The following is a 24786-nucleotide window of genomic DNA, read 5'->3' as shown; positions in this document are numbered from 1 at the left end:
CATTTTAGCAAGTATACAGTAAAAACAAAACAATTTAAACACAATAATTAACCTTAAAAATTAAAATTATGTTAAGATGGACCATAACATTTGTAATCATAGCAATCATTGCCGGAGTCTTAGGATTCGGTGGTATTGCAGGAACTTCAGCAGGGATAGCTAAAGTACTATTCTTCATTTTTATTGTATTATTTATATTATCCCTTATAAGAGGTGGTTTTAGAAGATAAGAACAAAAAAATCAATAACCTTAAAAATTAACAACATGAAAAAATTAGCATATATATTTATAATCGTTTTATCAATGACAGCATTTAATAGCTGTAGAGAAAAAACAACAGGAGAAAAAGTTGAAGACGCTGTTGAAAGTGCGGCAGACGATACTGGAGATGCCATTGAAGATGCAGCCGATGATATTGAAGATGCTGTAGATTAATAATTGCAAACATCTTAAAACACGAAAAACCACAAAGCAATTTGTGGTTTTTTATGATGTATCATCTTAATTTTATAACATTTAATTGAATACACCACCAACCCCAACACTCAAATTATAAAAAGAATTTATATTACTGTAACACACACGTAAAAAACCCTATTTCAATTTACTGGTATCATCCAGATTAAAATAAACTGTTTAAACCAACCAATTACTAAAATTCCCAATGAAATTATACATTAAATATATGGTAAGTAATCGCTGCAAGATGATAGTGATAGAAAAGTTAAAAACCCTTGGGTTGCGTTATGTAACCGTAGATTTAGGTGAAGTGACTACCCTAGAGGAAATATCCAACAGACAACGTGAGCAACTCAAATCTATCTTACTTAAATCTGGGCTTTTATTAATGGATGATAAACGAGCTATGCTCATTGAAAAAATAAAAAATGTAATTATCACTATGATTCATCATTCCGATGAAATTCCAAAAATTAAATTCTCTTATTACTTGAGTGAAAAACTGGATTATAATTACACTTACCTCGCTAATATTTTTTCAGAAACCCAAGGCATGACGATTGAACAATTCATTCTTCTACATAAAATTGAAAGAGTCAAAGAGCTGATCATCTATGACGAATTAAATCTTACCGAAATTTCCCATAGACTTAATTATAGCAGTGTGGGTGCACTTTCAAATCAGTTCAAAAAAATAACCGGACTCACACCTAGTTTTTACAAACAATTAAAGGAAAAACGTAAAGTTAATATTGAAGACCTTTAATATATCTTTTAAGTCCTACACTAATCAATACTGCTACTTTTGTAGCCTCTTCTCCCTCTGCTTCTTTATTGATTTCTTTTAGGCGCAAGCAACTTGTATAATTTTTTGTAATAGGCACAATTTAGATAACAACCCGTCTAAAGATTACTATTATAAAATAGTATGAATGTTATAATTAATACTTTTTATTTTGTAACAATTTTATTGCTTTAAGAAATCACCTTTGCCATACAAAGACCCCAAGCTTATTCCGTTCAATTACGGATGCTTTTAAACCCTACTTATAAATGAAAACAATTAGACCCTTATCAATTTTTGCATTAATAATGTTTGTCCTTTTTGCAGCCTGCGAAGAAGACACCTTTATTGAAACCATTGGCATATGCCCTCTGGTAATTGCAACCAATCCGGATAATAACGACACCAATGTACCTCTTTCACAGGTTATAACAGTAACTTTTAATGAGGAAATGAACCCTGCCACTATAACGGAGACATCGTTTACTATTGAGTCTGGAGCAGCAATTTCAGGTACTGTTACCTATAGTGGACTTACTGCAACTTTTACACCCTCAGCACCACTGCAAGTAGGCACAACTCACACTGGAAGAATAAAAACTACAGTGAAGGATTTGAACGGTAATGCCCTACAACAAGAGTATGTATGGGTATTTAGTACCGGCGCAACTGTGTCTCCAATGGTTATTTCAACCAGTCCTGAGGACGATGAAACTGATGTTGTATTAAATAAAATCATTATAGCAACATTTAGTCAACCAATGGATGCACTTTCCATAAATGAAACAAGTTTTATTTTAATGGATGGTTCTACAGCAATCACAGGTGTAATTACCTATAATGATGTTACAGCAACTTTTACCCCTACGGTTAACCTTGAGGCAAATACTTTATATACTGTAACAATAACTACAGATGCTACCAATGATACCGCCATCCCACTCGAAAACGATTATGTGTGGAGCTTCACCACAGGAAACTTGATATCTCCAATGGTGATGTCGACAGATCCTGAGGACGATGATATAGACATAGCACTTGATAAAACAATCACGGCAATATTTAGTCAACCAATGGATGTTAACTCTATAGATGAAACTACGTTCACTTTACAGGAAGGTACAAATTTTGTAACAGGTACAATAAGTTATAACGCTTTAACAGCTTCTTTTGTTCCTTCAGATGATCTTTTACCAGGCACTTTATACAAAGCCACTATTACTACGGGAGCCACTAATGCAGCAGGAATTCCATTAGCAAATGTTTATGAATGGGAATTCACGACAATTGAAACACCATTTAATCCTACAATTGATTTAGGCTCTGTAGAACGTTTTGGAATAATCTCAGGAGTCGCGGTAAGCAATAATGCAGGACCAAGTGAAATTCATGATTTGGATATAGGTATATATCCCGGTGCTAGATCATCAATAACAGGCTTTTTTGACGTAGATGGTGGCCCAGGACTTATATTCAACGGTGATTTTTATGCCGCTAATGATGCAGACCCAGTACCAGCTATGTTATTACAGGCGAAAGATGATCTTACCGTAGCCTATCTAGCTGCTGAAGGAGCAACTTCACCTGCACCGACTACAGTTGCAGGAGATTTAGGTGGTCAAACACTTCCTCCTGGTATTTATAAATCAAATTCAACCTTGATGATACAAAATGGAAACTTAACCCTTGATGGGCAAGGTGATCCTAATGCAGAATGGATTTTCCAAATTGCAAGTGATTTCACCACAGTAGGAGGTTCTCCATATCCATCACCGGCAGGTGGTAACGTTATCCTAATAGGTGGCGCACAGGCAAAGAATATTATCTGGCAAGTGGGAAGCTCAGCTGTAATAGGAGATTACACGTCATTTAAAGGTAATGTTCTCGCATTGACTTCAGTTACCATGAATGCTTATTCACAAGCCGAGGGAAGAATGCTTTGCAGCAATGGCGCCGTTACCTTGACCAGTACAAACTTTATTTACAGACCCTAATCTACCTAGAAACATGAAAACAAAATATAATATAAAAAAGGGATTAGGCAACGTTTGGTCCACTTATACAATAAATTTAAAAAGCGCTGTTTTAATTACTTTTATAATAGCCACGATTCAAGCGCCATTATTGGCACAGGAACAAAATACATATACCAAACCATCATGGTGGTTTGGTGTTGCAACAGGAGCCAATTTCAACTTCTATGAAGGCAGTACACAGCAATTAAATGCCGACTTAACTGTACCTGCAGCATTTGGTGACGGTTCTGGTGTAGGACTTTATCTTGCACCATCTATTGAATATTATCGTCCTGGCTCTTTATGGGGTATGATGTTACAATTTGGCCTCGACAGCCGCAAAGGAGAATTTGATGAGACATTGTCGGTATGTAATTGCCCTATGGACCTGTCAACCAACCTGAGCTACTTAACTATTGAGCCAAGTATACGCTTTGCTCCTTTTAGAAATGACTTTTATTTATATGCAGGCCCCCGTTTCGCTTTCAATATGGATAAATCGTTTACCTATCAGTTACATCCAAACCCAGATTTCCCAGAACAGGTAATGTTACCAGAAGAAACAGGTGATTTTAGTGAAGTAAAAAACACCATTATATCCATGCAAATTGGTGCTGGATATGACATCCCGCTGTCATCTCAAAATAACAAAACACAATTTGTGCTTTCTCCATATGTTGCATTTCACCCCTATTTTGGTCAGTCACCAAGGTCGAATGAAACTTGGAATATCACAACCATCAGGGCCGGTGCCGTTCTTAAATTTGGAGTTGGTAAAAATACCACTGTAGAGGAAGTGGAAGCTGCAGATCCAAAAGTTAATTTCACCGTTAATGCTCCAGAAAACATTCCTTCAGAGCGCACTGTTGTAGAAACGTTTCCAGTAATTAATTATGTATTCTTCGATTTAGGTTCTACAGAGATTCCAAACCGTTATGTATTATTGAAAAAAGATGAGGTTAAGGATTTTAAAGAAGAAAATGTGCAATTATTCACACCCGCTAATCTTTCAGGACGTTCTGAAAGACAAATGGTTGTGTACTATAATATTTTAAATATTCTTGGTGACCGTATGGTAAAAAATCCGGGCACCAATATTAAACTGGTTGGTTCTTCTGAAAAAGGAATTGATGATGCAAAAACAATGGCTGAATCCGTAAAACGTTATTTAACCGATGTTTTCGCTATTGCTGGTTCCAGAATAACTACTGAAGGTCTAAATAAACCAAAAATTCCATCCGAGCAACCGGGCGCAACTGAAGAGCTTGTATTGTTACGTGAGGGAGACAGAAGGGTTTCGATTGAAAGTAATTCCCCAGCATTATTGATAGAGTTTAATAGTGGTCCCGATGCACCGTTAAAACCTGTAAAAATTGTAAACGTGCAAGAAGCACCTGTAGAAAGTTATGTTTCCTTTAATAATGAAGGGGGAGCAAATGCTTTTACATCTTGGACATTGGAAATAGAAGATGACAAGGGCAAAAAACAAAACTTTGGTCCTTACACACAAGATGTGGTAACCATTCCGGGCAAAACAATAATGGGTACACGACCTGAAGGTGTTTACAAAGTGAAAATGATAGGAATCACTAAAGAAGGATCAACTGTGGTAAGAGAAACCTCCACGAAAATGGTTCTTTGGACACCGTCTAAAAATGAAGAAGCGATGCGTTTTAGCGTGCCTTTTAACTTCAATGATTCTCAATCTATCGCGATGTATAACAAATATCTTACTGAAGTGGTTACACCAAAGATACCAACCAGTGGAAAAGTTATTATCCATGGACATACAGATATAATAGGTGATGCCGCTTACAACCAAAAATTGTCTGTAGCACGCGCAAATGACGTACACACAATCATTAAAGAAGCCTTGGCAAAAACGGGCAGAACAGATGTAACATTTGAAGTGCATGGATTTGGTGAGGACACCAACCTGTCACAGTTTGATAACAAACATCCTGAGGAACGTTTTTACAACAGAACGGTCATAATTGACATCATTCCCCGTAAATAAAATTAAATCGATTAAAAAGTAAAGGGCTGTCTAAATTTAGGCAGCCCTTTACTTTTATATTAAAACCATATTGACATGATTTTTAGTTTTAAATTTGTCGTCAACTACCTCGAGTTTTTGGATTGTATTGGTTTGTAAAAGGGGGATTTGTGACAAGATAATGGATTGGTTTAAATAACCCACCATTACTATCTTCGGCAGAACAAGCTGTTAAACCTACTATGAGATCCATTTCGGCTTTAAACCTAATTAAATCCCCAGGCTTAGACGTTGGAGGCAACACTTTAAGCTTACCCGTTTTATCAAACTGAACATTCATAAAAATGTTGAAAGCTGTTGGAATATCATCTAATTCAATACCATAAACCATCAAATTTCTATTCAAATTTTCCAAGCAACTTGGATGATAGGTAGGATTATTATACATGATTTTGAATGTTTCTGGACTGCATGGGGCTAACAGAAAATCATTCCTTCCATTAATATCTTCCATAATTTTCATCATTTTTTGTGAACGATTGCTCCATAAAAAATGTCCCTTAGTTAATAATATGGTTTCTTCAAAATCCATGGTTTTTCCAGAGGATATTTTTTCTTTTATATCATCACGATTAAAAAGCACCATGTCGCTTACTTGTTGACCCAGCGGATCAATAACAGTAAGCATATCGCCTTTATTCATTTCAAATGCCGCACCAGATTGAGGCGCTATAATATGTAATGCACTCATACATTTATATTTTTAGGTTTAAAAGGGCATTCCCATTGATGGCCCACTGCCCTTCCACTATATTGTTTCGTCTCTGTATCTGAACCGAAATCACGCAATACGGGGTTAATGCTTCCTTGTAATTTCTTATCGCGTCGACGTATTCTCTTTTTAACACTCTGATAGGTCCCCATCTCCCTCAATTTTTCAAATTGCCAATGTAAATTAAAAACGATTGTACAATAAGGTGCTTTCCTAGATATTCTTGAACTCTCTGGATGCATACCCACTACATAAAATGCTTTTCCCTTAATGCTGAAGCTAAAATTTGAATCGTTTGGGTTTTGACTTACATTGAAATCCCAAACTATATCATCATGATTATGCAGTCGTTGTAAAAATATCCACAGCGCATTTTCAAACACTAGTTCTGATTTAAAATTATTTTGTTTAAAACAAAACATTAAAGATTCAAAGTGATTAGAATCAAAATCATACTGATTTAAATAGGTTTCAATATCCAAAAGAATGGGAGCTATTATCTTATCTGATGTCATGTCATCATAAATTTTTAAATGGTAATTATCCATTGCAAAAACCGTATTAGCCATGATACAAGGATGTTTTTGCTTTATAATGAAATTTCGATATTCAAGTTCAATTGTATTAGCGTTCTGTTGAGTCATAAAATGATTATTAATGATGACTATTTTTTTAATCGCTGCCTGTTATCGTTTACTTCATTCAAAATCCAATCAAATAGAATTATTGTTTTCTTCATATAATAGCAACAAAGTAGATGTACAAACAGGACAAAATGTATATATATTTTAAATTAAAAAAGCTTCTGACAACATGTCGTTGCCAGAAGCTTTTTGCAGAAAAAAATTGATTATTTTTTCTTTGGAGGATTTCCTGACTTTTGACTAGCAGGCGATTTTTTTTGAGTGTCTTTTTTATCCTCTTTTTTATCCACTTTTTTTGGGGCTTCTTTTTTGTCTTGAGCGCTCATAATTATCTTATTTAAGTTTATCAAATAAAATTAGATATAACCCTCTTTATAAAAGTGCGCAAAAAAGAAAAATACGAACGCTATCAATTAAATATTAGTTAAGTAATCTGGTAAAATCTTTAGATTCTTAATTCGTTTCGCCTTACTATTTATTTTGGTTACCTCCACTTACTTAAATTTTCTATCAGCTGTAATATTAAAAAGGAGCATAATAAATAATAAAAATTTTAAATAAGTGGGCATCAATAGGTATATATGTTCAGTAAATCTATTATAGTATTTGACTACTTTGATAGGTATTTAGAAAAAATATCGGTGATAACGTTTTAGTTGTAATCACGTGTTATGTTAAACTTTTTGATATCCCCAATTCCAGTCCGCGTAATTCGGCAAGACCACGCAACCTGCCAATACCAGAATATCCCGGATTGGTTTTTTTATGCAAATCATCCAGCATTTGGTGGCCATGGTCTGGGCGCATGGGTATCAACGCATCTTCCATACCTGCTGCTTTACGCCTACGCTCTTCAATAACTATTTCCTTTACCACACTAAACATATCCACATCGCCCTCTAAATGGTTGGCTTCATAAAAGTTGCCTTTTTCATCGCGTTGGGTACTTCTAAAGTGAAGAAAATGAATCCTATTTGCAAAACGTCTTAGGATTTGAACCAAATCATTGTCCGCCCGAACCCCTAAAGATCCAGTACAAAAAGTGATGCCATTGGCCCTATCTGGCACTTCAGAAAACAAATAGGCATAATCCGCTTCCGTACTCACCACTCTGGGCAATCCCAATATGGGATATGGCGGATCGTCTGGATGGATACACATCAATACCTTATTTTGGGATGCCACCGGAATGATCTGCTTTAAGAAAGACACCAAGTTATCCCTTAATTTTTGGGCATCAATATGGGCATAAGTGTCTAAGGTGGTTTGAAATTGCTCAAGCGTATAGCCTTCTTCTGCACCCGGAAGCCCTGCTATGATATTTTTTACCAATGTTTGTGTCTCTGCCTCGGTGAGCTTTTCCAAATACACTTTAGCTTCTGCTTTTTGAGTTTCTGAATAAGTATTTTCGGCGCCTGACCGTTTCAATAAATACAGTTCGAATGCTGCAAATGCCGTAACATCAAAACGTAATGCCTTTGAGCCATCTTCTACTTCAAAAGCTAAGTCGGTTCTAGTCCAATCTAAAACAGGCATGAAATTATAGCACACAATATAGATCCCACAACTCGCCAAGTTTTCGATACTTTTTTTGTAATTCTCTATATATGTCTGAAAGTTTCCTGAGCGTGTTTTAATATTTTCGTGCACCGGAATGCTTTCCACAACACTCCATGTAAGCCCTTTACTTTCAATGGTTTCTTTTCTTTTATTGATTTCATCGATGCTCCATACGGTTCCGTTTGGAATGTGATGTAAAGCTGATACGACTCCTGTGGCACCTGCTTGTTTTATATCTGATAAGGATACGGGATCATTGGGTCCGTACCAACGCCATGTTTGTTCCATAAATAAAATTTAAATATTTGTTAAACCCCACTATAAGCGGAAAACCCGCCATCAATAGGAATAATGACACCTGTTACAAAAGATGATGCATCATCGCATAAATACAAGGTTGTACTTATTAAATCTTCTGGTACACCATAACGGCCCATTGGGGTCTGGTCTATAATTTGCTGTCCCCTTTGTGTTAAACTGCCGTTTGAATTGGTTAATAATGTTCTATTTTGGTCTGTTAAGAAAAATCCAGGTGCTAGGGCATTTACTCGAATACCCAATTTTGAAAAATGTACTGCCAACCATTGTGTAAAATTGGAAACAGCTGCTTTTGCACCACTATATGCGGGTATTTTGGTTAATGGCGTAAAGGCGTTCATGGATGAAATATTTAAGATACTGCAACCCTTTTTACCGACCATATCTTTAGCAAAGATTTGCGTTGGCAATAACGTGCCAATAAAATTTAAGTTGAAAACGAATTTAATGCCTTCCGTATCTAAATCGAAAAAGGTTTTAAAACCTTGGGTGTCATTTAACAAATCCTCTTCCAGCAAATGTGGATTAGAAGTTGTCCCTAAAGGATGGTTGCCTCCTGCGCCGTTAATTAAAATATCACAGCTTCCTAATGTATTATTTACTTCTGCTTTTGCCGCTTCCAAAGAGGCCTTTTCTAAAACATTTGCCATAACACCAATAGCTGTTCCACCTGCAGCCTTGATCTCATTAGCCACCATTTCAGCGGCTTCCAATTTTAAATCTAAAACAGCTATTTTATGACCTTGCTTGGCGAGCGCTTTTGCAAGTGTGCTGCATAATACACCCCCGGCACCAGTTACTACTACTACTTTACTCATTTATTTTGTATTGATTAATCTGTTATTATATAGGTTTTATGTCCCACCCTGGCTCATAGGTCCTTGACCATAATGTCATGGCTTCTCTATTGAAAATACGTCCTGTTTGTTCATCTACTTCAAAAGAACTATTTATTCTAGATGAAATATTAGCATAGTGGGTAAGCATCTGACTGATAGCACCCTCCTCAATTGGTGAGGTTAAAGCTGTTTTGCCCCTTATGGCATCAAAGAAATTAACAGCATGACGTGTTGATAAATTACCGCCGCCACCTAAACCTACGCCCTCTTCTGTTTGGGTGGATTTATTTTCCTTTATCAGTTTTCCATTAAGATCAAAAAGTTTATAGCCGCCCCTATCTATGTAAACAGAACCTTTTGAACCATAAATAATAGTACCTCTTCCAGAACCATACTTGTTATATCCATTTCTACTTTGCCCATCCCACTGTATGGTTTTATTGCCTGAAAACTTAAATGTTGCTTCCATGGTATCGTACATGTCCCAGCCATCTTCTTTATGCTGAAATTTACCTGAATAGACATCTACCCTCTCTGGATACTTTACATCTAAAGCCCAGCGTGCAATATCCAATTCATGAGTCGCATTATTTCCTGTTTCGGCTGTGCCATAATCCCAACCATACCAATGCCAATTGTAATCCCATGTATTATCGGTGTATGCTCTTCTGGGTGCTGGTCCTTGAAACAACTCCCAATCTAATCCATCTGGCGGTGCTGCTTGTTTTTGAACAGGTACCATACCTCTGGAATTTCTATAAAACGCAATAGCTTTGTAGGCATCTCCAATAATTCCCTGATGAATATCCTTGATAATTTCGATAGATTCTAATGAAGAACGTTGCTGATTCCCCATTTGTACGACCTTATTATAATGTTTCTGATAGGCAACTAACAACTCGCCTTCCTGCGGATTGTGACTACATGGTTTCTCTAAATACACATGCTTATTTGCTTGCATGGCCATACAGGCTCCTGGGGCATGCCAATGATCGGGGGTTGCCATAAAAATGGCATCAATGTTTTTGTCGTTGATAATCTTTCTAATATCGTTTTCAAGAATTGGTTTATAATCAATTACTTTCGAAAATGCTACAGCAGCTTTATCACGTTGACTTTTCATGACATCACACAAATAAACCAGTTGTATGTTGTTATTTTTATCAGATATAGCATCAATATAAGCACCGTACCTTCTTCCTAAGCCTTGAATCGCGACGTGTATCCTATCGTTTGATCCTGTAATATTTTTATAACTTTTAGCAGACATGGCATTAACCGAGTTACTAAATGCTACTCCCAAGACACCTGACACTGTAGTTTTTATAAATTTTCTCCTATTTGTAGCCATCTGAAATGTGTTAAATTAAAATCAAACATGTTGTTCAATTCATCCTCCAAAGTTCTATTTTTTGAGAAAAGCCCATTCATACAAATATCTTTAATAGGGGTGCTATATGTCCATCTCTTATTTTATTAAAAAAAGTTATTAGTAATGTAAAATCTGAATCCATTTATAAATATTATGTTGCTGTTGCAAAACAATTTCTTTGTATCAATCCCCTATTTTAAATTATTCTGTACAAATCAACCCCTTAAGAAAAATTATAAGACACCTTAATACTAATAGAATTTAAAATCTTTGTTAAAATTTCAAACTAATTACTAAATAAAACTTATTAATCATGATTTTAAAAAACTTAATCAAATTTAAAGCTGTCTATTTTGTTGCTTTTGTTTTTATTTCTGTTGGAATACTTTCCTGTGAAGATGACATTAGGGAGGTAACTATTTACGAGAAAGGTACCGTGGATGCTAGCGCATCTGTCAACACCATAATAGAAGGTGAAACTGTAGATTTCACAAGTGCTACATATAAAACTCAGACCGCAGAGTGGTCTTTCCCTGGAGGAAGCCCTAGTAGCTCACTTGACGCCAATGTTACAGTAACATATAATGCACCAGGAACTTACGAAGCAAAATTATCTGTTAAATACATTGATAATACGACAGACTCAAAATCGATAACCATAATAGTTGAGGAAGATCCTGATGCTGGCCCAGTGACACCTCCTTGTGGAGATGGAGGAACTTATAATATTGCTATTGCTACAAACAATGTTGCTAATGAAGCTGGTTATATTGCAGCACTTGAAGCCGCAGGTCATACAGTTGAAGCAGTATCTGCAAAATATGAAAACCTTAATGCTGCCGGTGTTACAACGCTTAACAGTTTTGATTTGGTAATTATTTCCAGAAACAACAATAGTGGTGCTTATGGAACTGATGCAACCGTAAGAGCAAATTGGATGTCAGTTACTACTCCAGTTCTTGTAATGAGTCCTTACGTATCGAGAACTTCTAGATTACAACTTTTTAGCACAGATGGTGGTATAGATACAGGAGGAGCTAGTGTAAATGCTATATTAGAAACACATCCTATATTTACAGGCATTGACCTAACCGCTAGTAATACTGGTGTTGTTACTACTGGAACTTTAAATACCCCTGATACTGCCGGAGTTGGTAGCGGTGCTTTAATAGGTACTGATGGTACTAATGCTGCAATAGTTGAGTGGGACGAAAACACTGCAGCTTATACAGGTGCCGGAGTTCATGTAGGTAAAAGAATGTACTTAGCGGGAACAGGCACCTACACCTATAATGACTTAGGAACTAAATTATTCTTAAATGTAATCCAATACATTGTTTCTGGTAACGTTCCTTCACCATGTGTAGATTACGGCAACACTTTAGGTATATTCACCGAGCGGGATGTAACTACAAGTAATCTAGGTCTTACTCCTACAAATAATGGAAATCTTGTCATTGCATCTTTAACATCTGGTGCCTTTGAAGGCAATAACGCCTATAGTTTTACATTTGATCCTGTTAATTCTGGAAACAACCAAAATGGTTTTGGATTATCGCACATGAGTTTTACAACTTCACCCTTAAACGCATCTGCATATAATTACTTAAACGTAGCTATAAAAACCACGACCAATAAAAAAATCAGAGTAAGGCATAATACTAGCGCTGGTCAGTTCTGGGTGGTTTTAGATCCAGGGGCGCCTGCATATGGGATGGCATGGGATGGTGCTTGGCATCTACTAAAAATTCCATTTGACGACATCAAATTAAATGGTAATTTGGGCTCTCTTTCAGCAACGCCAGCATCAAAAGCAGCTTTAACATCATTTACTATAAGAACGGATGACAGCGATTATACTGCTACTGCAGATTCTTGGATTGTTTTTATTGATGACATCTTTTTAAGTGAAAACTAATAGTCGTTTTTTTTAATTAAATATAAAATCCGTGAAAGTTCTCTTTTACGGATTTTTTTAATCATACTCTAAATTGAATTTTACTTAAAAAAAACAAATCGACCCTATTATAAGCATGTTTCCAACCTTCCAATTTTTCAATTAATGGTGAAATTTGTTTATCACTAAATTTATAATAAACACATCAAGAACATGACACAATATATTCGTGTTTGAAACTAAAAACAGATTTAAAATAAAAATAGAATACCCTTACCAATTCATTCAATATTAGACAAATAGTAATATTACAAACAAAAACTTAAAAATATATTTCTTATGAAATCATTATACAATTGTTTTACCGCACTACTCGCCTTTTCCATTTTATGTCTCTCTTGCAAATCGGGGATGGCCCAAGAACTAAAAAAAGAAAAAAAGCAAGACATTGTTTTTGGATTAAATGCCTACTCTTTTTGTGACTTAATGGAGGCTAAAGACCCTAGGGACAAAGAACAAATGTACTCACTATTAAATTTATTGGATTGGTGCGATTACCAAGGCATTAAAGCGCTGGACCCAACAGGGTATTTCTTTCCAACCTACCCTAAAGTACCATCGGATGATTACTTAGCCAACTTTAAAAACCGAGCCCATGAACTCGGTATAGCCATTAGTGGTACTGGCATTCGTAATAATTTTGCTTCGCCCGATCCAAAAGTGCGTGCGGAAGGAGTTGCATTAGCAAAACAATGGATTGTAGCAGCTTCAAAACTCGGTGCGCCTGTGTTGCGTGTTTTTGCAGGGGCTATTCCTAAAGGCTATGAAGACAATTGGGAAGAACCAGCTGGTTGGATGATAGAATGTTACAAAGAATTATTACCAATGGCAGAACAATACAATGTGAAAATAGGGATACAAAACCATGGAGAAATGCTTCAAACTGCCGAACAATGTCTGTATGTTTTAAACAGAGTCAACTCAAAATGGGCTGGCATCATAGTAGATACAGGCAATTTTACTACTGATGACCCCTATAAAGATATTCAAGCTTTAGTTCCATATGCCATCAATTGGCAAGTAAAAGAGTTTACGGATGGCTATGGAGGAACTACCCGAACAGACTATAAAAAGTTAGTCAAAATAATTAAAGATGGCGGTTACAAAGGCTATGTACCTGTTGAAACACTAAAAGTTCGGGGTGATTTTTACGATCCTTTTCAACGTGTTGAAAATATGCTTACCCAACTTAATGCCGCTTTAGAAGCAATTAGCACTGACAAAAAACAATAAACTCATAAAAATGAAAAAATCAGGTTTAATACTCGTCATTCTAATATTAGTCTCTCATTTTAAAATAAATGCCCAAAATTATAACACCAATGAATATGCTTTCAGTCAAAACGAAAAATTAGGCAGAGGCGTCAATATTATTGGTTATGACCCTATTTGGAATGACTTTTCAAAAGGGAGAATGAAAGAAAAACATTTTAAATTAATTAAAGAGGCAGGTTTTAGTAATGTGCGTGTAAAAATTTCACCTTTTAGATTTTCTATGGATGATGCTTATACCATCGACCCTAAGTTTTTTTCAACACTAGATTGGATTATTAAAGAAGCCTTAAAAAACAATTTAATTCCCATTGTCGATTTTCATGAGCACGGTGCCATGGAAAAAGACCCCATAGGAACAAAGCCCATGTTTTTGGCTATGTGGAAGCAAATAGCAGAACATTGTAAAGATTTACCTAATGAGGTGCTTTTTGAAATCGCCAACGAACCAAATATGAAGCCTGAATTATGGAACGAGATTCATCATGAAGCCTATAAAATCATTAGAAGTTCCAACCCTAACCGAACATTAATAATCGGCACCATATATGGCAATCAAATAAATTATTTAAAAGATTTAGAATTACCAGAAAACGACCGCAACATTATTGTGGCCATTCACTACTACTCGCCCATTCAATTCACACATCAAGGCGCACCATGGTCTACCAAAAACAAAGATTTAAGTGGCATTACTTGGACTAACACTGAAAAAGAAGAACAAGACGTGAATAGAGATTTTGATGTAGCACAAAATTGGTCCAAGGAACATAACAGACCACTCACTCTTGGAGAATTTGGGGCTTACGAAAAAGCCGATATGGCATCAAGAGTACGATGGACCAATTATGTTGCCAGACAAGCCGAAGCCAGGAATTGGAGTTGGAGCTATTGGCAATTTGATTCCGATTTTATTGTGTATGATATCGACAAAGACCAATGGAACACACCTATTAAGGAGGCGCTGCTTCCCATCGAAAAAAAAAATTAAATACCGTAACGGGTACGATAGATATCAATAATATGGGAATGACATTAACACATGAACATATCATGTCTAATTTTGGTGCTAACGTCAATGACGCAAGCAATTACAATGAAGCAGCGGCCTTCAAACAAATCATTCCTTATTTAAAAAATTTAAAAGATAAAGGCATCCATACCATTTTTGATTGTACCACTGCTTTTTTTGGAAGACGTGTGGACTTGTTGAAAAAAATTTCAGAGGCTACAGGTATACAAATTGTTACTAATACAGGATATTATGGCGCAGCGAACGATAATTATATTCCTGAGTTTGCCTATAACGAAAGTGTAGAAGCTATTTCAAAAAAATGGATTTCAGAATTTGAGAATGGTATAGACAGCACAAACATAAAACCAGGTTTTATAAAGTTAGCTTTTGATGCCGGCATGCCTTCTGAAATAGACAAAAAGTTATTCGAAGCTGGTGTTTTAACCCATAAAAAAACAGGACTTACACTCGCAGTACATACCGCTGAAAATATTGAGGCTATAGAAGCACAACTTAACCTTTTAGAAAAGCATCATGTTCGTTATGATGCTTTAATTTGGGTTCATGCCAATAAAATTGAAAATACGGCTTACTTATTAGAACAGGCTTCAAAAGGATTATGGATTTCCTTAGATGGTGTTACTGCATCAAACACAAACCACTATATAACTATTCTAAAAGAATTCAAATCTAAAAAACTACTTCATAAAATATTAATATCCCATGATGGCAACAGCTTTCCGAGAGGACAAAAAATAAGACCCTACGATGCCATTCCTGATGTACTTATTCCTGAAATACTAACTGCTGGATTTACAGAAAATGACATTAACCAACTTTTAGTTGAAAATCCAAAAAATGCTTTTTCAAATCAATAATAAATATAACTTTAAACTATGAAATCACTTTTTCAAAATAAAATATTTAAAGTAGTTGTTGTTGCTTTTCTAATCAACAATACCATCCTACAAGCACAAATAGATTCCATCAACAATGCCGCTTTTGAATTGAACAAAAGACTTAACAGAGGTATTAATATTCCCAATATTGAGAATATGAATGCTAATCATTATAGAATCATTAAAGAGGCTGGATTTAATAACGTAAGGATTCCCATAGCACCTTTCAAAGAAACTCTAAGTGAAACGGATTTTACTCTAAAGCCATCTTTTTTTGATATGCTGGATGAAGCCGTAAACAACGCTTTAGCCAATAATTTAATCCCAATAATAGACTTTCATCAGCATCATGTTATTCAAAATGACCCACTAGGTGTTGCTCCAGCCTTTTATGCCATTTGGCAACAAATAGCGGAACATTATAAAGATGCTCCAAGTGAAATACTTTTTGAAATTGCTAATGAGCCCAATGTAGCACCAGATTTATGGAATGATTTTTACAAAATGGCCTACCGAATTATTAGAAAAAGTAACCCCAATAGAACCATTTTAATTGGCACTATTTACGGTAATCAAATTAAATATTTAAAGGATTTAGAATTACCTGAAGCCGACAGAAATATTATTGTAACCATTCACTATTACGAACCTATTGATTTTACCCATCAAGGAGCCGAATGGAATCCTAAACGTAAAGACATAAGTGGTATTGAATGGCCAACAGAATCCATGCCCGAGCAAACTGTTATCGACGATCTTAAAATAGCTCAAGATTGGTCCATAGCACACAAAAGACCCTTACATTTAGGGGAATTTGGTGTTTATAACAAAACAGAAATGGCATTTAGAATTAAATGGACTAGCTATGTTGCGAGATTAGCGGATTCATTAGGTTGGAGTTGGAGTTATTGGGAATTGAATCAAGGTTTTGGAATTTATAATTTGAAAACAAATGAGTGGAATGAAGGGCTATATCGTGCTTTGATTCCAAAATAAAATATTTTTAATTAAGAAAAAATGAATAATCAAATTATTAAAGTCGGCATTATAGGAACTGGTTTTGCAGCAAGGTTTCATATGGAAGCATTGAAACGTGTTTATAGTGCCAAAATAAATGTTGAAGGTGCCTATTCTAAAAATCCGGAAAAACTTGAATCTTTCTCCAAGGAATACCAAATAAAGGCTTTTGATGATATAGATAACCTCTTTAATGTTTGCGATGTTGTACATATTTGTACCCCACCTGTTACCCATGAGCCTATTGTTATAGCCGCTTTAAAAAAAAATAAGCACGTAATTGTTGAAAAACCTTTTACCGGCTATTTTGGAGACCAATCTGAAAATTTTAGCGGTGATACCTTTTCCAGAGAAGTTGGATTAGAAAAAACACTTGAGAGCATTAAACGAATGCTTGATGCTGAAAAGAACAGCAAAGGCTTAATTATGTATGCCGAAAACTGGGTATATGCGCCAGCAATTCAGAAAGAACGTGAAGTCATTGAAAAAACCGATGCTCAAATTTTATGGATTCAAGGGCAACAATCGCATTCTGGATCCCATTCAAAAGATTACGGAATTTGGAAATTATCTGGCGGTGGCTCTTTAATGGGTAAAGGAGTACATCCACTTACCGCTGCCATTTATCTAAAACATGTTGAAGGCATTTCCAGAGATGGTAAACCCATTCACCCTAAAACCATATCGGCTAGGGTTCATGCCATAACACGTATGGACACTTATAAAAATGAAGGCCATTTAAAAGACACATATACCGATATTGAAGATTATGCCAGCTTACACGTGGTTTTTGAAGATGGCACCATTGCTGATATTATTGCCAGTGAATTAGTTCATGGGGGTGTTAAAAACCACCTAGAGATTCATGCCAATAACCACCGAACCATTTGCAATATCACACCTAATAATGCCATGCAAACTTATAATCCTGTTGATGAAAATTTCCACGATATATACGTAGTTGAAAAAACAGGAACAAAACAAGGCTGGTCCAATATATCGCCAGACGAAGCATGGTTTAATGGCTATCAACATGAAATGGATGCCTTTTACAATTCGGTAGCCAATAATACACCCATACAAAGCAACAGCAGTTTAGCTGCCGATGTTATGGCTACTATTTATACAGGCTACCTATCTGCTTCAAAACAAGGTATTGAATTACCCATTACCATTTTTTAACGCATCTAGTTCAACAATATAAATGACCATAAAAGAAGTACCCTTAGAAACAAAAAAAAAATACAGATGGACAATTCTGTCTTTAGTATTTTTTGCAACGACTATAAATTATTTAGACAGACAGGTAATTAGTTTATTAAAAGACGATTATTTAGAGCCTTTATTTGGATGGAATGAATCTGATTACGCCAATATTGTTGTAGCCTTTCAAGTTGCCTATGCCTTGGGTATGGTGGGTGCTGGATATCTTATAGACCGCATAGGAACGAAACTTGGCTATGCCCTTTCATTAGTGGTTTGGAGTCTGGCTGCCATTGGTCATGCCTTTGCGCGCAGCACATTTGGTTTTGGTGTTGCTAGAGGTTTTTTAGGTGTAAGTGAAGCTGGAAATTTTCCCGCTGCCATAAAAACTGTGGCCGAATGGTTTCCTAAAAAGGAACGCGCTTTAGCAGCTGGTATTTTTAATTCAGGTACTAATGTGGGTGCTATTATTGCGCCTTTAACGGTACCACTTATAGCGCTTACACTTGGTTGGGAATGGGCTTTTATTATTACAGGAGCCATTGGACTTGTTTGGCTGATTTTTTGGTTTATGTTTTATGAAACACCTGCCAAACATAAAAAACTTTCAAAAGAAGAGTTTGATTATATCCATAGTGACGATATGGATGACCTTTCCACAAAAACTGAAGATAAAGTAAAATGGGTTCAATTATTAAAATTCAAACAAACCTGGTCTTTTGCACTTTTAAAATTCTTTACAGACCCCGTTTGGTGGTTTTTATTGTTTTGGTTGCCTTCCTTCTTAAATAAAGAATATGGCATGACCAAACTAGACTTAGCATTGCCAATTGCCGTAGTATATACCATGGCTATGTTTGGAAGCATTGCGGGCGGATGGCTTTCTGGCTATTTTATGAAACTAGGATGGCCCTTGTACAAAGCACGAAAAACAGCACTTCTGCTATTCGCCATATTAGCTTTGCCCATGCTGGCCGCACAAGAATTAGGGAAAATAAATTATTGGTACGCCATTTTAATTATCGGATTGGCAACATCAGCACATCAGGCTTGGTCTGCCAATATATTTACAACAGTTTCTGATATGTTTCCTAAAAAAGCAGTGGCATCGGTCGTGGGCATTGGTGGCATGATTGGTGCTGTGGGCGGTGTGATTGTTGCTAAATCTGCTGGATTACTATTAGATCATTTTAATAACCGTGGAGAAATAGAAACCGGCTATTATTTCATGTTTATTTTTTGTGCTCTAGCCTACTTAATTGCTTGGGGGCTATTCAACTTGTTAGTTCCAAAAATGCCAAAAGTTGATTTATAATGACCCACAAAAAGCACTTCAAAAAAATACTATTTCTTGGCTTAATGCTGTCTGTTTTACTTACCATTAAACTGAATGCACAGTCACAAAATTCAACTTTAAACGCAAAAACAAGGCTTAAATCAAGTTTAAACGCCTATTCATTTAATGAACCACTATCAAATGGTAGTATGGATGTTTTCGATTTAATGGCTTACTGTGCCGCTATTGGATTTGATGCCGTGGATATTACAGCCTACTATTTTGATGGATACCCCAATGTGCCTCCAAACGATTATCTGTATAAAGTTAAACAACAAGCCTTTCTTTTAGGCTTAGACATTAGTGGTACCGGTGTTAGAACTAATTTCACCAGTCCAAACAGTGAAATCCGTAATAAAAGTATTCAATTAGTAAAATCATGGGTTGATGCTGCTGAAAAAATGGGTATTCCTATCATTCGCATTTTTGCTGGTGAAGCATTACCAAATGGTTTTACCCATGATGAGGTAACTAGCTACATGATTGACGCCATTAAAGCATGTGTTGCATACGGAAAACAACATGGCGTTATAATTGGGATTCAAAATCATTGGGATTTTATAAAGACATCAGACCAAGTTATCGATATCATAAAACGTGTTGATTCAGAATGGTTTGGACTGATTCTTGACATTGGAAGTTTTAAATCTGGAAATCCATACACCCATATTGAGGCCTGTATCCCTTATGCCGTTAGCTGGCAAATAAAAGAATATGTTTATGTGAACGGTATTGAAACTAAAACCGATTTAAATAAACTCATGTCCATCATAAAACCTTCGGGCTATCAAGGCTATATTCCTATAGAAACGCTCGGTTCTGGCGACCCAAAAATCAAAGTAAAAAAACTTTTTAAAGACGTTCTTTCAGCATTAAATTAAATCAATACCTCAAACTATAAGCAAATGAAGAGAAATATTTTAACCATAATCCTATTAGTAACTTGTAATATAAGCTCCTTTTCACAAACTAGGCAACCACTTTACAAGGACAAAAATGCGCCTATTGAGGATCGCATTGAAAATTTACTAGGACTGATGACATTAGATGAGAAAATCAAACAAATGAACCAATGGACCTACGGGCAAAACGCTAACCCAAATAACATTGGCGATAAAATGAAAGCCGTTAGTCCCTTAATTGGCTCACTGCTTTATAGAAGCACCCATCCTGAATACCGAAATCAAATTCAAAAAAAAGCTATGGAAGAATCTCGTTTAGGCATTCCTATCATTTTTGGTTTTGATTGTATTCATGGCTACCGTACTATTTTTCCAATTTCTTTGGCACAAGCCTGCTCTTGGAACACCGATCTGGTTAAAAAATCTTGCGAAATATCAGCCAAAGAAAGCTGGCTATCTGGATTAGATTGGACGTTTTCACCTATGCTGGATGTAGCTAGGGATGCCCGCTGGGGACGTGTCTCAGAAGGTTATGGTGAAGATTCTTATGCAACATCGCAATTCGCCATTGCAGCAGTAAACGGCTATCAAGGTGCTAACCTTGCCGATAAATATACCATTGCCGCCTGCTTAAAACATTATGTTGGTTATAGCCTATCTGAAGGCGGTAGAGATTACCATTACAGTGATGTTTCTATGCAAACCCTTTGGGAAACATTTTTACCACCTTTTGAAGCTGGTATTAAAGCTGGAGCAGCTACGGTAATGAGTGGTTTTAATGATATTTCTGGTGTTCCTGCATCGGCTAATCATTATACATTAACAGAAATACTAAAAGAAAAATGGAACCATGATGGATTTGTGATTTCAGATTGGGGTTCTGTTCGAAATTTAGTAGAACAAGGGGTCGCTAAAGACAAAAAAGAAGCTGGAATGAAATCGTTTTTAGCTGGTGTAGAAATGGATATGGTTGATGATGTATATGTAGATTATTTACCTGAGTTGGTAGCAGAAGGCAAAATTTCCATGACAGCCATAGATGAGGCTGTTCGAAGAATATTACGTGTAAAAATGCAATTAGGCCTTTTTGAAAATCCTTATGTTGATGTCGTTTCAGAAGAGAACCGTTATTTATTGCCAGAATATTTAGAAGTAGCCGAACAACTTGCCTCTGAATCAATGGTCTTATTAAAGAATGATAATCAAACACTTCCTATTTCATCAAAGTATAAAAACTTGGCAATTATTGGACCGATGGCAAAAGATTCAATAAACATCATGGGTAGCTGGGAAGGCATGGGAAGACCGGAAGACGTTGAAACCATTTATGAAGGATTGGAAAAAGAGTTTAAAAATAAAGCAGATTTGCATTACGCTAAAGGCTGTGATTTTGATGGTGATGATAGAAATGGCTTTTCAGAGGCCCTAAAAGCTGCTGAAAAATCGGATGTCGTCATTGTTTTTTTAGGAGAAAAAAAGAATTGGAGTGGTGAAAACGGTTCGCGTTCTAGTATTGCTTTACCAAAAATTCAAGAAGATTTAGTTGAAGAATTACTTAAAGCTAAAAAACCCATTATTTTAGTGCTTTCTAGCGGAAGGCCACTTGAGCTTATAAGATTAAATAAATTAGCAGATGCCGTAGTTGAAATATGGCAACCTGGTACCATGGCGGGTTCAGCGGTTGCTGGTATTTTATCTGGCAGACATAATCCATCAGGTAAATTATCCATAACCTTTCCACAAAGTACAGGGCAAATTCCCATTTATTATAACATGCGTGAATCGGCAAGACCTACTCTAGGACATTATCAAGACATCCCCAGAGATCCCTTATACTGGTTTGGGCATGGGTTAAGCTATACAACTTACGAGTATAGTAATATCAAATTATCTTCAACTCAAATTAAAAGAAGTGAGACATTAACTGCTGAAGTAGAAGTTACAAATTCGGGAGACATCGATGGAAAAGAAGCCGTTTTATGGTTTATAAAAGATCCTGTTGCTACCATTTCCAGGCCCATGAAAGAACTGCAATTCTTCGATAAAAAATTTATTAAGGCAGGAGAAAAAGCAATATATCGGTTTGAAATAGACCCCATGCGCGATTTAAGTTATGTAGATAGTTTTGGAAAGAAACATTTAGAAGCAGGTGATTACTTTGTTATAGTGAATGAACAGAAAATTAGTTTTCAAATAATAGATTAAATAAAAATGAAAAAAATTAGCATCGCATTACTGGTATTCATTACCACAGTGAACCAATTAAAAGGACAAGAAATAAGTCCGTATTTATTCGGACAAAACATGTGGCTTACAGATAAGGCTGAAAACAGAACAGGTTATATAGACCAATTATGGCCAAAGATTAAAAAAAGTGGCATTAAAATTATTAGAATTGGAGGCAATGGATTTAATAGAAATATGCCCGATAATGAAACGTTATTAAAATGGGTAACTGCTATCAAATCTATTGGCGCAGAGCCTTTAATGCAGGTGTCGCAACATAAATCTGCCGAAGAATCCGCAAAATTAGTGGCGTTTTTTAATAGCAATGAAGCTACCAAAATAAAGTTCTGGTCTATTGGAAATGAACCTTACCACATGGCAAAAATGACGGTAGATTCTATTTCTTCATACATAAAAGTACATGCTTCTGCCATGAAAGCTGTTGACCCTACCATCAAAATTCATGTCCCTGATTTAGCAGCTTATTACAATGAGGCTTATGAAGCTCTTTTACTAAATGATAAAAATAGCCTTGCGGGTCGTGATGAAAATGGTAATTGGTATGTAGATGGCATAAATTTCCACAACTATCCAAATGCTAAAGACTATTCAAGATCGGATGTTATTTTTTATTCAGTTTCAAAAATGCGGGGTATGATTTTAGACTTAAAAGAAGATTTGGAAGCTGCTAACAAAAAATATGATAGAGCTGGTGAAGATGCTTTGATTTGGGGACTTACAGAATTTAATATTACCTATGACAACCCAGATGATTTAAGCGTTTCCGGTATTGCAGTACCTTCATTCATCAATGGACAATTTTGGGTAGATGTATTTTCAATGGCCATGGAACACAATGCCTTCACCGTTACACCTTGGTGTATTCAAGAAAGTGACAGAGCGAGTACCTACTTTGGCTACATTGGAGGTCCTCCTGAATTTTTACCTCATTCAACCTATTATCACATGCAAATGATGGCAGAAAACATGAAAGGATCTTACATTAAAATGAAATCTAGCAATCCTTATCTGAAAGTGTTTGGATCAAAAACAGATGATGATACAACCATTATCATTATGAATCAACACGAAACAAACTCATTAAACATCGATTTAAACACCATAAACAATCAGGTAAATGGAACTAATGATTTGACTATCAGCGCCACAAAAAACATAAAGGCTAACTATAAATTGGTTTCCAAGCCGCAATCGACCATACTTTTAAAATTTGATAACAGCGGCAACAAAACCTATCAAATAATGTATGATCTGGAAATGGCCATAAACAACCTGCCCCCAACAACTATTAACAACTAACAATGCACTACCAGATTTAATACCATGTGAAGGCGGTCAACCCATCACTTTAAACAATGAAATAATAATATCTATAGGATTTAGTGGTTTAAGAGGTTTTAACAATATTAAAATTGTACAAGATGCCACAAATAATATTCTTGTAAATAAGTAAATCTCATAAACATTCAAATTAGATGAAAAAAATAAATAATATTAGCCTTTCCATCATATTAGTTAGTTTATGCTTTATATTATTTTCTTGTCATAAAAATGCCGCATTAAAAAACCACAAAAGCATTTATGCAGATGAGGTATATAAAAAAGGGATGCAGACCATTCCCGGTAAACTAGAATGCGAGTATTACAACTTTGGTGGTGAAGGTATCGCCTATCATGATAACGACACAAAAAATAGTGGTAGTGGTAATTTAAACAGAGGAACCGATTATTTAAGCACTTTTAGAATTAATGAAGCTGTAGATATTTCATTTACGAAGTATCATGATAGCATAGACAATTCTAAATACAACATCGTTCAGCCCGAAAAAGATCAATTATACGTGGGCTGGACTCAAGCAGGAGAATGGACTAAATACACAATAGATGTAAAAATATCTGGCGTTTATCAAATTGGATTAATGTACACCTCTAACCAAAATGGAAAAATTTCCGTGGTATCCAATAAAACAGGAAATTCAGGAATATTGAATGTTCCCACAACCTTTCATAAAGACGACCCAATTGCATGGCGCCAATGGCATCATTGGAATTATATACATGATTTAGGAACAATACCACTTAAAAAAGGAATTCAAACCATCACACTTCTCACTGTGGCCGTTGGCCAAATGAATTATGATTATTTGGAGTTCAAATTATTAAAATAAAAACATTAAA

At 35.8% G+C, this 24786-nt stretch carries 22 protein-coding genes; 17 read left to right on the top strand and 5 right to left on the bottom strand.

Features of this window, described 5'->3' with window-relative positions; genetic code table 11:
- Window positions 1-68: 68 nt before the first annotated feature.
- The 5 genes from CDH49_RS13340 to CDH49_RS13325 all read left to right on the top strand — a co-directional run bounded on the left by CDH49_RS13340 (window position 69) and on the right by CDH49_RS13325 (window position 5276).
- Window positions 69-230 carry a DUF1328 domain-containing protein gene (locus CDH49_RS13340; RefSeq protein ID WP_100616034.1) on the top strand — a complete coding sequence of 54 codons (162 nt, stop codon included), beginning with the start codon at window positions 69-71 and terminating at the stop codon, window positions 228-230.
- A gap of 35 nt (window positions 231-265) precedes the next feature.
- On the top strand, window positions 266-436 hold the full coding sequence (locus tag CDH49_RS15760; protein ID WP_193434740.1) for a hypothetical protein: 171 nt from the start codon (window positions 266-268) through the stop codon (window positions 434-436).
- Between the two features lie 229 nt (window positions 437-665).
- Window positions 666-1226 carry a helix-turn-helix domain-containing protein gene (locus CDH49_RS13335; protein ID WP_100616033.1) on the top strand — a complete coding sequence of 187 codons (561 nt, stop codon included), beginning with the start codon at window positions 666-668 and terminating at the stop codon, window positions 1224-1226.
- A 287-nt stretch (window positions 1227-1513) separates the two neighbouring features.
- The gene (locus CDH49_RS13330) at window positions 1514-3238 is read left to right on the top strand and encodes an Ig-like domain-containing protein (protein WP_100616032.1); all 1725 of its coding nucleotides are present in this window, start codon (window positions 1514-1516) and stop codon (window positions 3236-3238) included.
- Window positions 3239-3251: 13 nt separating this feature from the next.
- On the top strand, window positions 3252-5276 hold the full coding sequence (locus CDH49_RS13325) for an outer membrane beta-barrel protein (protein ID WP_100616031.1): 2025 nt from the start codon (window positions 3252-3254) through the stop codon (window positions 5274-5276).
- 100 nt (window positions 5277-5376) lie between these two features.
- On the opposite strand, the gene CDH49_RS13320 is transcribed toward CDH49_RS13325, so the two are convergent.
- The gene (locus CDH49_RS13320) at window positions 5377-6006 is read right to left on the bottom strand and encodes a DUF1989 domain-containing protein (RefSeq protein ID WP_100616030.1); all 630 of its coding nucleotides are present in this window, start codon (window positions 6004-6006) and stop codon (window positions 5377-5379) included.
- Window positions 6003-6671, bottom strand: coding sequence for a guanitoxin biosynthesis heme-dependent pre-guanitoxin N-hydroxylase GntA (gntA, locus tag CDH49_RS13315; RefSeq protein WP_100616029.1), 669 nt, complete (start codon window positions 6669-6671; stop codon window positions 6003-6005). The genes CDH49_RS13320 and gntA overlap by 4 nt, the downstream gene beginning before the upstream one ends.
- 13 nt (window positions 6672-6684) lie before the next feature.
- Here gntA and CDH49_RS15890 point away from each other — a divergent pair, with 13 nt between their 5' ends.
- Window positions 6685-6819: a hypothetical protein gene (locus CDH49_RS15890; protein WP_262496641.1), complete on the top strand. Its 135-nt coding sequence runs from the start codon at window positions 6685-6687 to the stop codon at window positions 6817-6819.
- 521 nt (window positions 6820-7340) lie between these two features.
- On the opposite strand, the gene uxuA is transcribed toward CDH49_RS15890, so the two are convergent.
- The 3 genes from uxuA to CDH49_RS13300 are packed head-to-tail and all read right to left on the bottom strand — an operon-like array spanning window position 7341 to window position 10739.
- Window positions 7341-8519 carry a mannonate dehydratase gene (uxuA, locus tag CDH49_RS13310; RefSeq protein ID WP_100616028.1) on the bottom strand — a complete coding sequence of 393 codons (1179 nt, stop codon included), beginning with the start codon at window positions 8517-8519 and terminating at the stop codon, window positions 7341-7343.
- A 20-nt stretch (window positions 8520-8539) separates the two neighbouring features.
- The gene (locus CDH49_RS13305) at window positions 8540-9367 is read right to left on the bottom strand and encodes an SDR family oxidoreductase (RefSeq protein ID WP_100616027.1); all 828 of its coding nucleotides are present in this window, start codon (window positions 9365-9367) and stop codon (window positions 8540-8542) included.
- A gap of 25 nt (window positions 9368-9392) precedes the next feature.
- On the bottom strand, window positions 9393-10739 hold the full coding sequence (locus CDH49_RS13300) for a Gfo/Idh/MocA family protein (protein ID WP_100616026.1): 1347 nt from the start codon (window positions 10737-10739) through the stop codon (window positions 9393-9395).
- A gap of 334 nt (window positions 10740-11073) precedes the next feature.
- Here CDH49_RS13300 and CDH49_RS13295 point away from each other — a divergent pair, with 334 nt between their 5' ends.
- The 11 genes from CDH49_RS13295 to CDH49_RS13245 all read left to right on the top strand — a co-directional run bounded on the left by CDH49_RS13295 (window position 11074) and on the right by CDH49_RS13245 (window position 24776).
- A complete protein-coding gene (locus CDH49_RS13295; protein WP_100616025.1) occupies window positions 11074-12678 on the top strand; it encodes a PKD domain-containing protein in 1605 nt (534 codons plus the stop codon).
- 318 nt (window positions 12679-12996) lie between these two features.
- The gene (locus CDH49_RS13290; RefSeq protein ID WP_100616024.1) at window positions 12997-13950 is read left to right on the top strand and encodes a sugar phosphate isomerase/epimerase family protein; all 954 of its coding nucleotides are present in this window, start codon (window positions 12997-12999) and stop codon (window positions 13948-13950) included.
- A gap of 10 nt (window positions 13951-13960) precedes the next feature.
- Entirely contained in the window at window positions 13961-14980 is a 1020-nt protein-coding gene (locus CDH49_RS13285) for a glycoside hydrolase family 5 protein (protein ID WP_100616023.1), read from the top strand.
- A gap of 17 nt (window positions 14981-14997) precedes the next feature.
- Entirely contained in the window at window positions 14998-15882 is an 885-nt protein-coding gene (locus CDH49_RS13280; RefSeq protein WP_317044395.1) for a phosphotriesterase family protein, read from the top strand.
- Between the two features lie 18 nt (window positions 15883-15900).
- Window positions 15901-16899, top strand: a complete 999-nt coding sequence (locus tag CDH49_RS13275; RefSeq protein ID WP_100616021.1) for a glycoside hydrolase family 5 protein — start codon at window positions 15901-15903, stop codon at window positions 16897-16899.
- Between the two features lie 21 nt (window positions 16900-16920).
- A complete protein-coding gene (locus tag CDH49_RS13270) occupies window positions 16921-18102 on the top strand; it encodes a Gfo/Idh/MocA family protein (protein WP_100616020.1) in 1182 nt (393 codons plus the stop codon).
- Between the two features lie 22 nt (window positions 18103-18124).
- Window positions 18125-19438 carry an MFS transporter gene (locus CDH49_RS13265; RefSeq protein WP_100616019.1) on the top strand — a complete coding sequence of 438 codons (1314 nt, stop codon included), beginning with the start codon at window positions 18125-18127 and terminating at the stop codon, window positions 19436-19438.
- Window positions 19438-20340: a sugar phosphate isomerase/epimerase family protein gene (locus tag CDH49_RS13260; RefSeq protein ID WP_100616018.1), complete on the top strand. Its 903-nt coding sequence runs from the start codon at window positions 19438-19440 to the stop codon at window positions 20338-20340. The genes CDH49_RS13265 and CDH49_RS13260 overlap by 1 nt, the downstream gene beginning before the upstream one ends.
- A gap of 24 nt (window positions 20341-20364) precedes the next feature.
- On the top strand, window positions 20365-22566 hold the full coding sequence (locus CDH49_RS13255; RefSeq protein ID WP_100616017.1) for a glycoside hydrolase family 3 N-terminal domain-containing protein: 2202 nt from the start codon (window positions 20365-20367) through the stop codon (window positions 22564-22566).
- A gap of 6 nt (window positions 22567-22572) precedes the next feature.
- Window positions 22573-23907, top strand: coding sequence for a glycoside hydrolase family protein (locus CDH49_RS13250; protein ID WP_100616016.1), 1335 nt, complete (start codon window positions 22573-22575; stop codon window positions 23905-23907).
- A 176-nt stretch (window positions 23908-24083) separates the two neighbouring features.
- On the top strand, window positions 24084-24776 hold the full coding sequence (locus CDH49_RS13245; protein WP_204524831.1) for a carbohydrate-binding protein: 693 nt from the start codon (window positions 24084-24086) through the stop codon (window positions 24774-24776).
- Window positions 24777-24786 lie beyond the last annotated feature (10 nt).

Origin of the sequence: Confluentibacter citreus, assembly GCF_002807055.1 — a bacterium.
Taxonomy (GTDB): domain Bacteria; phylum Bacteroidota; class Bacteroidia; order Flavobacteriales; family Flavobacteriaceae; genus Confluentibacter; species Confluentibacter citreus.
The sequence above is the reverse complement of the archived record's forward strand: the minus strand, read 5'-3'. Positions and strand labels throughout refer to the sequence as shown.

Coding starts and splice junctions, on each gene's coding strand:
- CDH49_RS13305 (WP_100616027.1), bottom strand. CDS start 9,367: ATGAGTAAAGTAGTAGTAGTAACTGGTGCCGGGGGTGTATTATGCAGC.
- CDH49_RS13265 (WP_100616019.1), top strand. CDS start 18,125: ATGACCATAAAAGAAGTACCCTTAGAAACAAAAAAAAAATACAGATGG.
- CDH49_RS13275 (WP_100616021.1), top strand. CDS start 15,901: ATGAAATCACTTTTTCAAAATAAAATATTTAAAGTAGTTGTTGTTGCT.
- CDH49_RS13330 (WP_100616032.1), top strand. CDS start 1,514: ATGAAAACAATTAGACCCTTATCAATTTTTGCATTAATAATGTTTGTC.
- CDH49_RS15760 (WP_193434740.1), top strand. CDS start 266: ATGAAAAAATTAGCATATATATTTATAATCGTTTTATCAATGACAGCA.
- CDH49_RS13320 (WP_100616030.1), bottom strand. CDS start 6,006: ATGAGTGCATTACATATTATAGCGCCTCAATCTGGTGCGGCATTTGAA.
- uxuA (WP_100616028.1), bottom strand. CDS start 8,519: ATGGAACAAACATGGCGTTGGTACGGACCCAATGATCCCGTATCCTTA.
- CDH49_RS13290 (WP_100616024.1), top strand. CDS start 12,997: ATGAAATCATTATACAATTGTTTTACCGCACTACTCGCCTTTTCCATT.
- gntA (WP_100616029.1), bottom strand. CDS start 6,671: ATGACTCAACAGAACGCTAATACAATTGAACTTGAATATCGAAATTTC.
- CDH49_RS13285 (WP_100616023.1), top strand. CDS start 13,961: ATGAAAAAATCAGGTTTAATACTCGTCATTCTAATATTAGTCTCTCAT.
- CDH49_RS13340 (WP_100616034.1), top strand. CDS start 69: ATGTTAAGATGGACCATAACATTTGTAATCATAGCAATCATTGCCGGA.
- CDH49_RS13255 (WP_100616017.1), top strand. CDS start 20,365: ATGAAGAGAAATATTTTAACCATAATCCTATTAGTAACTTGTAATATA.
- CDH49_RS13270 (WP_100616020.1), top strand. CDS start 16,921: ATGAATAATCAAATTATTAAAGTCGGCATTATAGGAACTGGTTTTGCA.
- CDH49_RS13335 (WP_100616033.1), top strand. CDS start 666: ATGAAATTATACATTAAATATATGGTAAGTAATCGCTGCAAGATGATA.
- CDH49_RS13260 (WP_100616018.1), top strand. CDS start 19,438: ATGACCCACAAAAAGCACTTCAAAAAAATACTATTTCTTGGCTTAATG.
- CDH49_RS13300 (WP_100616026.1), bottom strand. CDS start 10,739: ATGGCTACAAATAGGAGAAAATTTATAAAAACTACAGTGTCAGGTGTC.
- CDH49_RS15890 (WP_262496641.1), top strand. CDS start 6,685: ATGATGACTATTTTTTTAATCGCTGCCTGTTATCGTTTACTTCATTCA.
- CDH49_RS13250 (WP_100616016.1), top strand. CDS start 22,573: ATGAAAAAAATTAGCATCGCATTACTGGTATTCATTACCACAGTGAAC.
- CDH49_RS13295 (WP_100616025.1), top strand. CDS start 11,074: ATGATTTTAAAAAACTTAATCAAATTTAAAGCTGTCTATTTTGTTGCT.
- CDH49_RS13245 (WP_204524831.1), top strand. CDS start 24,084: ATGAAAAAAATAAATAATATTAGCCTTTCCATCATATTAGTTAGTTTA.
- CDH49_RS13325 (WP_100616031.1), top strand. CDS start 3,252: ATGAAAACAAAATATAATATAAAAAAGGGATTAGGCAACGTTTGGTCC.